The organism is Capnocytophaga sp. oral taxon 329 str. F0087 (assembly GCF_000213295.2).
Classification (GTDB): domain Bacteria; phylum Bacteroidota; class Bacteroidia; order Flavobacteriales; family Flavobacteriaceae; genus Capnocytophaga; species Capnocytophaga leadbetteri_A.
In genome coordinates this window covers 1-13,589 of the sequence record NZ_KN390037.1, presented here as the reverse complement: position 1 = coordinate 13,589, position 13,589 = coordinate 1, and the positions used below count along the sequence as shown (strand labels likewise).

The 13,589-nt window shown below is 38.7% G+C and carries 11 protein-coding genes and 2 pseudogenes; all 13 read left to right on the top strand.

The window, feature by feature from the left end; all coding sequences use genetic code 11:
- Positions 1 to 88 precede the first annotated feature (88 nt).
- On the top strand, positions 89 to 220 hold the full coding sequence (locus HMPREF9074_RS12800) for a hypothetical protein (RefSeq protein ID WP_009392641.1): 132 nt from the start codon (positions 89 to 91) through the stop codon (positions 218 to 220).
- A 118-nt stretch (positions 221 to 338) separates the two neighbouring features.
- Positions 339 to 1,001, top strand: coding sequence for a porin family protein (locus tag HMPREF9074_RS09775; RefSeq protein ID WP_009392645.1), 663 nt, complete (start codon positions 339 to 341; stop codon positions 999 to 1,001).
- Positions 1,002 to 1,009: 8 nt separating this feature from the next.
- Positions 1,010 to 2,497 (top strand): YfcC family protein, encoded by a 1,488-nt coding sequence (locus HMPREF9074_RS09770; protein ID WP_009392646.1) that lies wholly within the window; start codon positions 1,010 to 1,012, stop codon positions 2,495 to 2,497.
- A 23-nt stretch (positions 2,498 to 2,520) separates the two neighbouring features.
- Entirely contained in the window at positions 2,521 to 3,147 is a 627-nt protein-coding gene (locus tag HMPREF9074_RS09765) for a rhomboid family intramembrane serine protease (protein WP_009392651.1), read from the top strand.
- Between the two features lie 55 nt (positions 3,148 to 3,202).
- Positions 3,203 to 3,403, top strand: a pseudogene (locus HMPREF9074_RS11975) (YfcC family protein); the annotation flags it as partial.
- A gap of 265 nt (positions 3,404 to 3,668) precedes the next feature.
- Positions 3,669 to 4,460 (top strand): hypothetical protein, encoded by a 792-nt coding sequence (locus HMPREF9074_RS09760; protein ID WP_009392654.1) that lies wholly within the window; start codon positions 3,669 to 3,671, stop codon positions 4,458 to 4,460.
- 29 nt (positions 4,461 to 4,489) lie between these two features.
- On the top strand, positions 4,490 to 7,255 hold the full coding sequence (locus HMPREF9074_RS09755; RefSeq protein ID WP_009392655.1) for a PD-(D/E)XK nuclease family protein: 2,766 nt from the start codon (positions 4,490 to 4,492) through the stop codon (positions 7,253 to 7,255).
- Between the two features lie 62 nt (positions 7,256 to 7,317).
- Complete coding sequence (gene metG, locus HMPREF9074_RS09750; protein WP_009392656.1) at positions 7,318 to 9,384, top strand: methionine--tRNA ligase; 2,067 nt, start codon at positions 7,318 to 7,320, stop codon at positions 9,382 to 9,384.
- 174 nt (positions 9,385 to 9,558) lie between these two features.
- On the top strand, positions 9,559 to 10,491 hold the full coding sequence (locus tag HMPREF9074_RS09745) for a tyrosine-type recombinase/integrase (protein WP_034540492.1): 933 nt from the start codon (positions 9,559 to 9,561) through the stop codon (positions 10,489 to 10,491).
- A 32-nt stretch (positions 10,492 to 10,523) separates the two neighbouring features.
- A complete protein-coding gene (hpf, locus tag HMPREF9074_RS09740; RefSeq protein ID WP_009392658.1) occupies positions 10,524 to 10,814 on the top strand; it encodes a ribosome hibernation-promoting factor, HPF/YfiA family in 291 nt (96 codons plus the stop codon).
- An 83-nt stretch (positions 10,815 to 10,897) separates the two neighbouring features.
- A complete protein-coding gene (locus HMPREF9074_RS09735) occupies positions 10,898 to 12,097 on the top strand; it encodes an OmpA family protein (protein WP_009392660.1) in 1,200 nt (399 codons plus the stop codon).
- Positions 12,098 to 12,197: 100 nt separating this feature from the next.
- Positions 12,198 to 12,503, top strand: a complete 306-nt coding sequence (locus HMPREF9074_RS09730) for a DUF4834 family protein (RefSeq protein ID WP_009392661.1) — start codon at positions 12,198 to 12,200, stop codon at positions 12,501 to 12,503.
- Between the two features lie 15 nt (positions 12,504 to 12,518).
- Positions 12,519 to 13,589: pseudogene (locus HMPREF9074_RS09725) on the top strand (hypothetical protein); the annotation flags it as partial.

Sequence of the window (13,589 nt, the reverse complement as noted above, 5' to 3'; positions counted from 1 at the left end):
TAAAATAAACTAACCATTTAAACTTACATTTTATACTAGTAAAATATAATGTAAATGTAGCAGAATGTAAGAATTTGTTGTAAATCCTATGTCTATCCTCATCAGAAATAACCTATTTATCGAAGAACTGCCAACAGACTACAGTGGGAAGCTGTTAGAACTCGACCCTTATATTGCAGCGCTAAATACTTTTTTTGATAAGTTAGAGATAGAAATATAGAGAAAAACACTATATTTTTAAAAGAGTAATTACAATTTTAAACAAAAATAGCAATTCTTTTGGAACTTTCCAGAGGAATTGCTATTTTTGTAGCCTAAAAATTGAAGCACTCTTAGCTATGAAAAAGTTTTATAGTACTCTCTTCTTATCATTGATAGGCTTTATCTCTTTAGCACAAGTAGCGGTGGGAATAAAAGTTAATAATCCGTTGCTTTACGGCAGTAGCCCAGGGGCTTTTGAGTCGAATAGCGGACTGGAAATTAGTCGCTCGGGCAATTGGGGCATTATCAATGCAGGGGCTTTTGTGCGTATCCCCCTAAAAAAGCATTTAGCCCTACATACCGAATTGCTCTATAAAAACGAAGGGGCAGGTTACCACTACAGCTCTGTGCAAAGCTCTTATTATTCCGGTCATTTTACCTATACTTATATCGATATGCCTGTTTTGCTGCAGTTAGAGGGCAAACGTATGTTCAGAGGGTTCTTTCAGATAGGGCTTTCTCCTAAATTTCTGCTCACTGCCACTCATAGTGCTGAGAACCTATTTTTCGACCGCACCACTGATGTATATTCAAAATTTAACAGGGTAGTACTCGCTGCCCATATTGGCGGAGGGATAATGTGGAACCTCGACCGAGTGGTGCTGATGGGCGATGTGCGTATCTCGCCTAACCTTACCCCTATCGCTGGGCGTGTATACGATGTTAATTTTAGCAAAGCACGCAGTCTTTCTGTGACAATGCTCTCCTTCTCTATCGCTTATAAACTGACTAAAAACTAAAATAATTAATGAAAAAACTCAAGTTCCCAACTCCTTATACTGTGCTAATGCTGGTAATTATTTTAGCAGCAGGCCTTACTTTCTTACTGCCTTCAGGGGCTTATAGTTCTTTGTTATACGACAAGTCGCAAGATGTTTTCGTCATACAGACTGCCGACAGTTCTTATACAGTACCTGCTACCCAAGAGGCTTTAGACAGTAGGGGCATTAGCATTCAGCTGAGCAAATTCAAAGAAAACAAAATCAAAAAAGCTATTTCTATCCCCAACACCTACGTACCTCAGCACGGACATCCGCAAGGGGTGCAAGCTGTGCTCTTTGCCCCTATCAAAGGGATTTACGATAGTATAGAGGTGATTCTCTTCGTATTAGTACTAGGGGGCTTTATAGGGGTATTCAACAGTTCGGGAGCTCTGAATATGGGGGTGGGCTATCTGGCGCACTTGCTAAAAGGCCGTGAGGGGATTCTTATCATCTTGCTCACCACTCTCTTAGCGCTGGGGGGTACTTCGTTTGGTCTGGCTGAAGAAACTTTGGCTTTCTACCCTATGCTGGTGCCTATCTTCTTAGCAGCGGGTTACGACCTTATAGTGCCCTTGGCGGTGATTTACATAGGCTCGAATGTAGGCTCTATGGCATCGACTACCAATCCGTTTGCGGTGATTATCGCCTCGGATGCCGCAGGGGTAGACTGGACTTCAGGACTTTATGTGCGCCTAACAGCCTTAGTGCTGTGCGTGCTTATCAGCATTATTTACATCATCAGGTATGCCGAAAAGGTAAAGAAACACCCCGAGAAGTCTATCGTTTATGGGGTCGCCTTACCCGAAATATACGCCTCTAATACAGCTGAAAAGACTACCACACTAAAGCTATCTACCAAGATTGAGCTTTTGGTCTTTGCTCTTTCGTTTATAGTGATGATTGTGGGGGTATCGCAATGGGAATGGTGGTTTGGCGAAATGACGGCTCTCTTTTTAGTAGCTGCTATTGCCATAGCTGTGCTACAACGCTGTGACGAAGAGGCTTTTGTACAGCATTTTATAGCAGGGGCACGCGACCTACTGGGGGTAGCTTTTATCATCGGAATTGCCAGAGGGGTATCGTTTATCTTAAATGACGGACAAATATCAGGCACTATACTGCATTATGCTACCGACTTAGTACAAGGAATGTCGCCTATACTATTTTTACCTATGCTGATGCTTATTTTTGGGGTATTGAGCTTATTTATTGCCTCTTCTTCAGGAATGGCAGTACTTACTATGCCTATTATTGGCTCGTTGGCCTCAGTTGTAGGTGTGGAAGGGCATAGCGTAGTTAGTGCTTACCTATTTGGTATGGGCGTAATGGCATTTATCACCCCCACCGGACTTATCTTGCCGTCTTTGGCGATGGTAAATGTAAATTACCGACAGTGGTTGCGCTTCTGTATGCCGTTAGTGCTTATCTTTGCAGTAGTGCTAATGTGCTTGCTTTTAATAACAAATAATTAATCACAAACGTCAAATCTATATTAATGAGTATCAGTTTTATTATTATTCTTATCGCTACGATTGCGATGAGCTACTATGGGTTTAACAACGCTACTTTTTTCAACCGTTATATGTTCAATGTAGGGGCAGTACAAAAAGGCGACTACGTGCGCCTTATCTCCTCTGGCTTTTTACACGCCAATTGGGAGCATCTCATCTTCAATATGATTTCGCTCTTTTTCTTTTATGAGGTAGTTACTGATAGTATGGGCGAGCTGCTATTCGTCTTGATATACTTCGGCTCTATGCTATTGGGCAATGTATTTAGCTTACAAATATATAAACGCCAATCTTATTATTCGGCTATAGGGGCTTCGGGTGCAGTATCGGGTATTATCTTTACCGCTATTGCCCTCTACCCTAAAGCTATCAAAGTAAACTTTTTGCCAGGGTGGCTCTTTGGGGCGTTGTATTTTGGTTACTCAGTCTTTATGATGTTCAATCCTCAAAAAGGCGATAACTTAGGACACACAGCCCATATAGGAGGTGCCCTCTTTGGTTTAGCAGTAGTAGTGCTCTACGCTCCTACTATTGTAGTACACAATGCTCTTTATCTGGGTATTATGGCTCTGCCTTTGGTATATATGGGAGTCCGGTTGTTGAAGAAATGAGGAAATTAAAAAATTAGTAAAATATGATTCCTTTATTCAGTTATATTTTCATTGCATTGGTGTGGAAGGGCATAGCGTAGTAAGTGCTTACTTGTTTGGTATGGGTGTAATGGCGCTCATCACCCCCACTGGACTTATCTTGCCTTCTTTGGCAATGGTCAATGTAAATTACCGGCAGTGGTTGCGCTTCTGTATGCCATTAGTGCTTATCTTTGCAGTAGTGCTAATGGTCTTACTTTTAATAACTAATAGATAGCCAAGCTACTAGTAATTATTATTAATCATTTTTTAAATTATTAGTTATCTATGGAATACATTGTATTATTAGGTTTTTTATACATTTTAGGCATATTGTTCCTAAATCTTAAAAGAACTATTAAAAACAAAGATATGTTTATTCATATTCTTATTGGCTTTTTGCTTGTTCTTTCGTATACAGTACTCTTTATTTATAATAAGAAGTTGTTTTAAACTGTTCTTTTGAGGTATTTATTTCAATCAATCGACTAAAAAATAAGAAAATGATGGGCACTCCTATTATTTACATACTCTTTTTAATAGCAATAATCCTTACTTATTGCGTGGTAAAGCGTTTTCGCTCTCAATCAGGTATTTTTATTTACCTCATCACTTTTGCTACAGTACCCACCATTACTTTAGCTGGAGGCTTGCTCCCTATAGCTGTTTTTAGTTATATTGAAGACCTATACCAAAATGAAACTTACAACGCTAAAATAGTAGATTTTGCATATGAAAAGAGAGAGAAAACCGATGAATATGGTTATACTAGAGAAGTTACCGTAAAAGTACCTGTATTTCAGCTAATAAGCACTCAAGGAGATACCATTACAAAGCAAGCTTCACACTACTATAGTTCACACACTTATAATTCAAAGTCAATAATTTACAAGGTAAACTACAACCCGCATACAGGAAATATTTTCATAGCAGATAGAGGCTTCTATACCATACTATCTGTAATGATTTTCTTTGCCCTGCTTTTTGATTTTCTCCTCGTAGGAATTGTGCTTTACATATTGAATAAAGATATGATACCTTATAAACAAATATTGGGTATTGCCTTTTTTTGCATTGTCATTCCAATGATAATACTTGGTTTTGCTATAGTCCTTTTGCTCGCCGCTTATGAGGAGGACGACTTACCTTTGCCTGCTAAAATAACTTGTATCGTTTTTGGAGTGCTCTTTTTATTGGTTTTTATGGGCTATGTAAAAAATTTTATATGTAAAAGTAAAAAGAGCCATAGAGGCAACCGCCGCTCTCGCCCTCCTTTCTTAGTTTTCAGAAGATAATCCCTATCACACGTTAATTGTTAATTGATATGCCGTATTTAAAAGAAGTTATTGCTGATGTTTTAGAAAACTATCCTGATAAGATAGAGCGCCTTGTATTTGTAACTACAGGTAAACGCCCTGCCCTCTTTCTAAAAAAATACTTTGCCGAACAGGTAAAGCACGCTACTATTGCGCCCGAATTTATAGGGATAGCCGACCTTTTCACGCGCATTTCGGGGGTACAACCTATCAGTACCTTACCTCTGCTTTTCGAGTTTTATGATTGTTATACAAAAGTGCATCAAGAGCAACATAAAGACACGCCCGACAACTTTGAAGAATTTCTTTCTTGGGGGCAAACTGCTCTGAAAGATTTTAGCGAGATAGACCAATACTTAGTGAACCCCGAGAAGATATTCCCCTACATTCACGCCCTCAAAGAGGTAGAGCACTGGTCGGGTATGGACGAGCGTACCGAAATGCAAGAGAAGTATTTGGCTTTCTGGCGCAGATTAGGCGACTATTATTTTGCTCTAAACAAGCGCCTTGAAGAGCTCGGCAAAGGCTACGGAGGCTATATAGCCAAAAAAGCAGTAGAAAAACTACCTGAGTACCTGCAAACCCATACGGATACCATACATATTTTTGTAGGGTTTAACGCGCTGTCGGAGGGTGAACAGAAGGTTATACAATCTATTTTGATAGATATAGGAGGCGAAATCTATTGGGACGGCGACACGTATTTCTTAAAAAATCAGACACATGAGGCGGGGTACTTCTTGCGCAAATACCTTAAAAATTGGCGGTATTACAACACCCTCAACCATACGCCTAAATTTATAGGTAGTCATTACGAAGAGGAAAAAGAGTTTCACCTAACGGGCGTACCCAAAAACGTAAATCAGGCGCATAGTGTGGCGGCTCTGCTGAAAGAGCTACCCTCAGCCGAGTTAGAGAAAACAGCTCTTATCATAGCCGATGAAAATTTGCTAATACCGATGCTACAATCGGTACAAACCGGCACTGCTGTTAATATTACTATGGGATACCCCCTACAGCAAACGCCCCTAAACGACCTTTTTACGACGTATTTCCGCTTGCACCTCTCTAAAAGTTTCTATTACAAAGATGTACTCAACCTATTGAGCCAACCATTTTTGCACAGCCTACTTTCGGCGGAGGCAGTAACGACCATTGCCACCTACATCAAAGAGAATAATCTTACCTACCTATCGCGCGAAAAACTACTTGAAAATACGCCAAAAGACCAACAAGAGATACTAAACTTATTATTCCCTAAAGGAAAAGACAAAGCCTTTATCACTACCCTGATAGACAATGCTATAAAGCTCATTTACCAGCTTAAAAGCACTCTTGACCCCGAAAACGCTCAGCACGTACTCATACAAGAGTACGCCTATCGCTTCTACGAACTTTTCAATCAGCTAAGCCTGCTACAGAAGCGTTATGGGCATATTGATTCGGTGAAAACGCTATACCATTTTTACTTAGATGTACTGCAAAAAAGCACTCTCAATTTTCGCGGTGAACCTTTAGAAGGACTGCAAGTAATGGGGGTACTAGAAAGCAGAAGTTTAGATTTTGAAAACGTGATTATCACCTCGGTAAATGAGGGCGTTTTGCCTTTAGGAAAAAGCGACAATTCGCTAATACCCTACGATGTGAAGTGCGAGTTAAACCTACCTACTTACAGAGAGCGCGATGCTGTGTACAGCCATAACTTCTACCACATCTTGCAGCGTGCCAAAAAGGCGTATCTGTTTTACGATACCGAGATGAACAGCCTAAAAAGTAGGGAGAAAAGCAGATTTATACTGCAATTGCTAACAGAGAAAGTCCCCACCCATAAGGTCACCCACCAAATCAAAGCCCCCGAGGTATATGCTACTACACAGTCACCTTTAAGCATCGAGAAAACTCCTGAAGTGATGGCGCGCTTAAGAGAAATGGCAGAAAAAGGACTTTCGCCTTCAGCCCTAACTACCTACATACGCAATCCGCTGACTTTCTACGAGCAATATGTACTGCAAATACACGAAGAAAGAGAGGTGGAAGAAACTGTAGAAGCACGCACTTTTGGCGAGATAGTGCACGGCACCTTAGAAGATTTGTACGAAATACCGAGAAGTAAAAATAAAATACTGACAGAAGAGGACATTAAAGAGATGCAAAATAAGCTAAAATGCGCTATAGAAGTCCGTTTTGAGAAAGAATACAAGAACACAGACTTCAAAAGCGGTAAAAACTGGCTAATTTTTAATGTTATAGAGAAGTATATACGCAGCTTTTTGTCGTTTGAGCTATCAGAAATAAAGAATAACTGCCAAATAAAAGTACTTCTTTTAGAAGAAAAGATAACAAAAGTACCTTTCTGTAGCGATAAACTGCCTTTTCCTGTCTATTTCAAAGGAATTATTGACCGTGTAGACCTGCGCGATGATGAGTATTACGTTATAGACTACAAAACAGGCGTGGTAGAGCGCACCGATGTACGGCTAAAAGAGTGGGAAAACCTGACCCAAGACATCAAGTACGGAAAAGCCTTTCAGCTGCTTACCTATGCTTATATGCTAGCACAGCAAGACCCTAAATATCAGGAAAAAACAATGACCGTAGCTAACTTTTCATTCAAACGAATGCAATTAGGCTTACAGCCTTTTCATACCTATATAGACAAACAAGAAAATAGGAGTATAGACTCAAATACCCTCAACCTTTACAAAGACTATACTGAAAAGCTACTTTTAGAAATATTTGACGAGCATACCCCTTTTAAAGAAAAGACTAATTGATAGACTTGCTATTTAATAATTAATTCGTAACTTTGCATTTCATTAAGAAGAACTAATAAAAAATGTCAAAACGATATACCATTACGGCAGCTTTGCCGTATACTAACGGACCTATTCACATAGGGCATTTGGCGGGCGTATACGTGCCTGCTGATATTTTTGCACGTTATCAACGATTGAAAAACAATGAAGTAGCCTTTATTTGCGGAAGTGATGAGCACGGGGTTGCCATCTCTATCAAAGCTAAGAAAGAGCACACTACCCCTCAGGCTATCATTGATAAATATCACGCTATTATCAAGCAATCATTTGCTGATTTTGGTATCTCATTCGATAATTATTCGCGCACTTCACTGCCTATTCACCATAAAACTGCCTCTGATTTTTTTAGAAAATTATATGAACAAGGTGATTTTATAGAAGAAATATCAGAGCAATTATACGATGAAGAGGCGCATCAGTTTTTAGCAGACCGTTTCGTAATAGGCACTTGCCCCAAATGCGGCAACCCTGAAGCCTATGGCGACCAATGCGAGCGCTGTGGCAGTTCGCTAAACGCTACCGACCTAATAGACCCAAAATCATCTATCACTGGCAGCAAACCTACCCTCAAAGCTACCAAACACTGGTTTTTGCCGCTAAACAGATACCAAGAGTTTTTAGAAAAATGGATATTAGAAGGTCATAAAAACGACTGGAAGCCCAATGTATACGGACAAGTAAAAAGTTGGTTAGACGATGAGCTTAAACCACGTGCTGTTACCCGCGACCTCGATTGGGGAATACCCGTACCAGTAGACGGAGCAGAGGGCAAAGTACTATACGTTTGGTTTGATGCCCCTATCGGCTATATATCATCTACCAAAGAGTGGGCAGAACGCGTGGGCAAAGACTGGCGACCTTTTTGGCAAGATAAAGATACTGAATTAGTGCATTTTATAGGGAAAGACAACATAGTATTCCACTGCATCATTTTCCCTGCTATGCTAAAGGCTGAAGGCAGCTATATACTGCCTACCAACGTGCCTGCTAATGAATTTTTAAACTTAGAGGGCAACAAGCTATCAACCTCTAAAAACTGGGCTGTATGGCTACACGAATACCTGCAAGACTTCCCTAACCAACAAGATGTTTTGCGTTATGCCCTAACGGCCAATGCTCCAGAAACCAAAGATAACGACTTCACTTGGAAGGATTTCCAAGCACGCAATAACAATGAATTGGTGGCTATCTTTGGCAATTTTATCAATAGGGTAGCCGTACTAACACAAAAATACTATGAAGGCGAGGTGCCTGCCGCAGGAGTGCTGAATGCAACAGACAGCGAAACGCTACAACAGCTTAGTGAGCTCACCAAAAAAATAGAGCAATCATTAGAGCGCTATCGCTTCAGAGAGGCACAACAAGAGCTGATGAACATCGCACGACTCGGCAATAAATATCTTGCCGATGAAGAGCCTTGGAAACTCATTAAGACCGATGCCGAACGCGTAAAAACCGTTATGTACGTAGCCCTACAAGTAGCGACTGCTTTGGCTATCACTAGCGAACCTTTCTTGCCGTTTACCTCAGAAAAGCTAAAAAACATATTACAACTCGGCACTACCGCTTGGGAGCAAGTAAAACAAAATCCTACGGCATTGCTACCTACAGGACATAAGATAGGTGTGGCAACCCTATTATTTGAAAAAATAGAAGACGCTGCAATTGCTAAACAGTTAGAAAGATTAGAAAAGACCAAGCAAGCTAACCAACAAGAAGCCCAAGCAGCTGCCGAAGTAACAGTGGCTCCACAAAAAGAACTTATCAGTTACGATGATTTTGCTAAAATGGATATTCGTATTGGCACTATTTTATCAGCTGAAAAGATGCCTAAGGCAGATAAGCTACTCATTCTAAAAGTAGATACCGGCATAGACCAACGCACCATAGTATCAGGAATAGCTCAAAGCTTTAATCCTGAAGAGATTATAGGCAAGCGGGTAACTGTATTAGCGAACCTTGCACCACGCAAATTACGTGGTGTAGAAAGCCAAGGAATGATATTGATGGTAGAAAATGCTGAAGGCAAATATCGATTTATAGCTCCTGATGGCGAAGAAATAGCTAACGGAGCGGAAGTAAAATAAAGGCATAACTCTCTGATTCACTTATAGTAAGGAGGGGTATTAACAAAAATGGATAAAATTTTAACTTTTTATTAACAGTTTAATTCATTTATTTTTCTTTATTTTGCTATGAGAAAAAGTGAGAGCTTTTTAAACTCTATAAACCCATTTTTTAATCAACTAAATTTAAAGACCATGTCAATCAATGCCTTTATCATTTATTTGTCGATAGAGATGAAATATTCTATCCACACGGTCGAAGCGTACAAACACGATCTTAGAGCTTTTGAAAGATTCATCAAAAGTGAATGTGAGAAAGAGGAGGAAGATTGCCCTTTGGAAAGAGCAGACCAAGAAGACATCAAGAAATGGATTATCAGTCTATCTAACCAATCAATGTCTTTCAGAAGCATAAACAGGAAATTATCAGCACTAAAAACCTATTATACTTTTTTAAAGAAGACAAAACAGATAGAAACAAGTCCGTTTGAGAGAGGAATATTCTTACTAAAAACAGAAAAAAAGAACAAATTGCCTTTCTCGGAAGCAGAAATAGAAAAAGTATTATCTTATTTCTCAAGTAAGAGTTCATTCGATGAAGTGCGTGACAGAGCTATAATAGAAACTCTATACGCTACCGGAATGCGCCGCTCAGAACTTACCGGACTTAAACTGCAAGACTTAGATTTAGAGCAAAAGCAAATTAAAATATCCGGTAAAGGTGATAAAGAACGCTATATACCAGTAATACCAGAATTAGAAGCAACCCTTAAGGAGTATCTGAGATTAAGAGAAGAAATAGCTAACAAAAAGAGTGAAGACTTTTTATTCTTAGTAAAAAACGGTAAGAAAATCTATCCTACATTGGTATATAGAATTATAAATTCATACTTTAGTGCGGTAACCAGCAAAAAAGACGTAAGTCCGCACATATTAAGACACTCATTTGCGAGTCACTTATTAGACAATGGGGCAGACCTAAATACAGTGAAAGAGCTTTTAGGACATTCTAGCTTAGCCTCTACACAAGTATATACGAATACCAGCCTAGTAGAGCTAAAACGGCAATATAAGAAAGCCCACCCACGTGCTAATAATAGTGAAAATGAGGAAGAAACAGAAAAATAATTAGATTGTTAAACCTTAAATTATTAAACATTATGAAAGTACATGTACATCCTGTTGACTTTACAGTTGACCAAAAATTAGTAGATTTTATTCAAAAGAAGCTTGATAAGCTTGATAATTTCTATGACCGAATTATAGAAGCAGATGTTCATCTAAAATTAGATAATACAACTGCAAAAGAGAACAAAATAGTAGAAGTAAAAGTGCACATACCAGGAGAAAGTTTGGTAGTGAAAAAACAATTTAAAACCTTTGAAGAAGGTATAGATAGCGCAATTACACCACTAGAAAGAATGCTTTTAAAGCACAAAGAAAAACGTTAATTTTTTGTTAAAACTATTTTTGGTAAAAAAAATAATCTTATCTTTGCCCCGTTTTATTGTATAATTTATTTAATTAAAAAGGAATGAAAAAAAGTATTTTAGTATTGGCTTCATTGGCTTTCATTGGAGTTCAAGCACAGGAAACAGCCGGCTATAACAAATGGTCTGTAGATTTAAATGGAGGGGTAAATAAGCCCATAACTCCACTAACAAGTGGTTACACTACAAGCACACCTAGCTTATGGGGTGCAAACTTGGGTGTACGTTATATGTTTAACAACAAATTTGGTATCCGTTTAGGTGGTGGTTACGATAGCTTTAGCGAAAAGAAAGACACCCCTAAATTTGATTCTAAAATTTGGAATGTTAACCTACAAGGTTATGCAAACCTTGCTCGTGTATTAGGTTTTGAAGATTGGACAAGCGACTTGGGTGTATTAGTACACGCAGGGGGTGGTTACTCTCAACTAAGAAGTGATAACTTCACTGGAAAAGACCAAATGCTTTTCCTTACTGGTGGTGTAACTCCTCAAATAAGACTTTCTAACAGAATCGCTCTTCTATTAGACGCTTCACTATACCTTAATGCAAGACAAAACCTTACTTATGATACTCATTCTAGAGCAACTCGCCGTGGCTTCCAAGGAGCTCACTTCACTACCTCTATAGGTTTGAATATTGCTCTTGGTAAAGAAGACAAACATGCTGATTGGGCTGCTAACTCAGCTAAAGACAATGAGGATGTTGCTAAACGCGTAGCTGCTCTTGAAGATAACGTATCTGATTTGAAAGGCAAGGTGGCTAACAAACAAGATAAGATGAACGATGCTAATGGAAATGGTATTCCAGATGAAATCGAAAATTATTTGAACAACAACTATCAAGCTAAAGGTGGTTCTGCTGCAAACAACAATAATTCTGATTTCAGCGGTGACGTAGTATCAGACCTTATTAAGAAAGGTTACATTAGTGCTTACTTTGACTTTAACTCTTCAACTCCACAAGTTTCTTCTACTTGGGCTATTGACATAGTTGTTAAGTATTTGAAAGAAAATTCAGGTGCTAATATTCTTATTTCAGGTTATGCTGATGAGTTAGGTGGTACAAACTACAACAGCAGTTTATCACAAAAACGTGCTAATGCAGTAAAAGACATCCTAGTGAAAGCTGGTGTTAGTGCTTCACGTATCAGCACAGAAGGTAAAGGGGAAGATACTTCAGTTGATAAAAGTTCTTCTAGAGCTCGTCAGATAGCACGTAGAGCTACTTTCAGCTTAAAATAATCATTGAATTATAAAAAACAAAAAGGCTGTCCTTATAAAGGGGCAGCTTTTTTTTGTTGTTTCATATTTATTTTGTATCTTTGCAAAAAATCACACAGCAATGATAGCAGAAGCATCTTTTACGGGTTTCATACAAACCCTATTAATTATAATACTGATAATCTTAGGGCTTAGAATACTCTTCAGAATAGTAGCCCCTTACTTTATGCATTTCTTCCTAAATAAGATAGGAGAACGTATGCAGAAAGAATTTCAGAAAGCACAGCAGCAATACCAACAAAATCCATATCAAGGGACTGGTAATAAGCAAAATGTTAGAGAAAATGTTATAAATAATAACAATACTTCAAAGAACCCTCAAGCCACTAAGCAAGTAGGAGATTATATAGAGTATGAAGAGTTATAAGTTCTATTTTTTGAAATGAAAAAGATAATACCTCATTTTATAGTAATAGGGTTATTTGCCCTAATATCCTTGGCATTTTTTTACCCTGTCTTGCAAGGAAAAGCAATTTTGCAAAGCGATATAGTACAATACTCAGGAATGGCTAAGGAACGCAATGACTACAGAGAAAACGAAAATAAAGAATCGTATTGGACGAATAGTGCCTTTGGAGGTATGCCTACCTATCAGTTAGGGGCTCACTACCCATATGATTTGGTAAAGAAATTAGACCAAACCTTACGTTTTCTACCACGCCCAGCAGATTATTTATTCCTCTATTTTATAGGATTTTACATTCTACTATTAGTATTAAAAGTAGATATGCGAACCGCCGTATTGGGGGCTATTGCTTTTGGTCTCTCTACCTACCTTATTATTATATTGGGGGTGGGACATAATGCAAAAGCGCACGCTATTGCTTATTTTGCACCTGTACTAGCGGGTATACTACTGGTTTTTCAGCGAAAATACCTTTGGGGAGGACTGCTTACCGCTATAGCTCTTTCATTAGAAATAGGTGCCAACCACTTCCAGATGACTTATTATCTACTTATTTTAGTATTGTTGCTCGGAATTGTGTATCTTTATAAAGCTATTAAAGAGATGGAGATAAAGGATTTTTGCAAGTCAATAGGAGTACTTTTTTTAGCTTTAGTTATTAGTATACTTTGTAACGCTACTTTGCTACTCACTACCAAAGAGTACGCAGACTGGAGTACGCGTAGCAAATCAACCTTGACAATAGATACTGAAGGAAATGTAAAAAAAGCTGCCGAGGGATTATCAAAAAATTACATCACTGAATATAGCTATGGAATAGCAGAATCAATGAACTTGATAGTGCCACGCCTTTTCGGTGGGTCGAACCACGAAGCATTAGGCGAAAACTCAAAAACTTATGAGTATTTGGTACAAAAAGGAGTTCCACAGCAACAAGCACTTGGCTTTTCAAATAGTCTGCCTACTTATTGGGGAGACCAACCCATAGTAGCTGCTCCTGCTTATATAGGAATAGTAATCTTTTTCTTCTTTGTATTGGCTCTTTTC

What these genes read in the sequence shown, in the direction of transcription:
- HMPREF9074_RS09760 (WP_009392654.1), top strand. Translation starts at nt 3,669, where the DNA reads ATGATGGGCACTCCTATTATTTACATACTCTTTTTAATAGCAATAATC.
- HMPREF9074_RS09730 (WP_009392661.1), top strand. Translation starts at nt 12,198, where the DNA reads ATGATAGCAGAAGCATCTTTTACGGGTTTCATACAAACCCTATTAATT.
- HMPREF9074_RS09735 (WP_009392660.1), top strand. Translation starts at nt 10,898, where the DNA reads ATGAAAAAAAGTATTTTAGTATTGGCTTCATTGGCTTTCATTGGAGTT.
- metG (WP_009392656.1), top strand. Translation starts at nt 7,318, where the DNA reads ATGTCAAAACGATATACCATTACGGCAGCTTTGCCGTATACTAACGGA.
- HMPREF9074_RS09745 (WP_034540492.1), top strand. Translation starts at nt 9,559, where the DNA reads ATGTCAATCAATGCCTTTATCATTTATTTGTCGATAGAGATGAAATAT.
- HMPREF9074_RS09770 (WP_009392646.1), top strand. Translation starts at nt 1,010, where the DNA reads ATGAAAAAACTCAAGTTCCCAACTCCTTATACTGTGCTAATGCTGGTA.
- HMPREF9074_RS09755 (WP_009392655.1), top strand. Translation starts at nt 4,490, where the DNA reads ATGCCGTATTTAAAAGAAGTTATTGCTGATGTTTTAGAAAACTATCCT.
- HMPREF9074_RS09775 (WP_009392645.1), top strand. Translation starts at nt 339, where the DNA reads ATGAAAAAGTTTTATAGTACTCTCTTCTTATCATTGATAGGCTTTATC.
- HMPREF9074_RS09765 (WP_009392651.1), top strand. Translation starts at nt 2,521, where the DNA reads ATGAGTATCAGTTTTATTATTATTCTTATCGCTACGATTGCGATGAGC.
- HMPREF9074_RS12800 (WP_009392641.1), top strand. Translation starts at nt 89, where the DNA reads ATGTCTATCCTCATCAGAAATAACCTATTTATCGAAGAACTGCCAACA.
- hpf (WP_009392658.1), top strand. Translation starts at nt 10,524, where the DNA reads ATGAAAGTACATGTACATCCTGTTGACTTTACAGTTGACCAAAAATTA.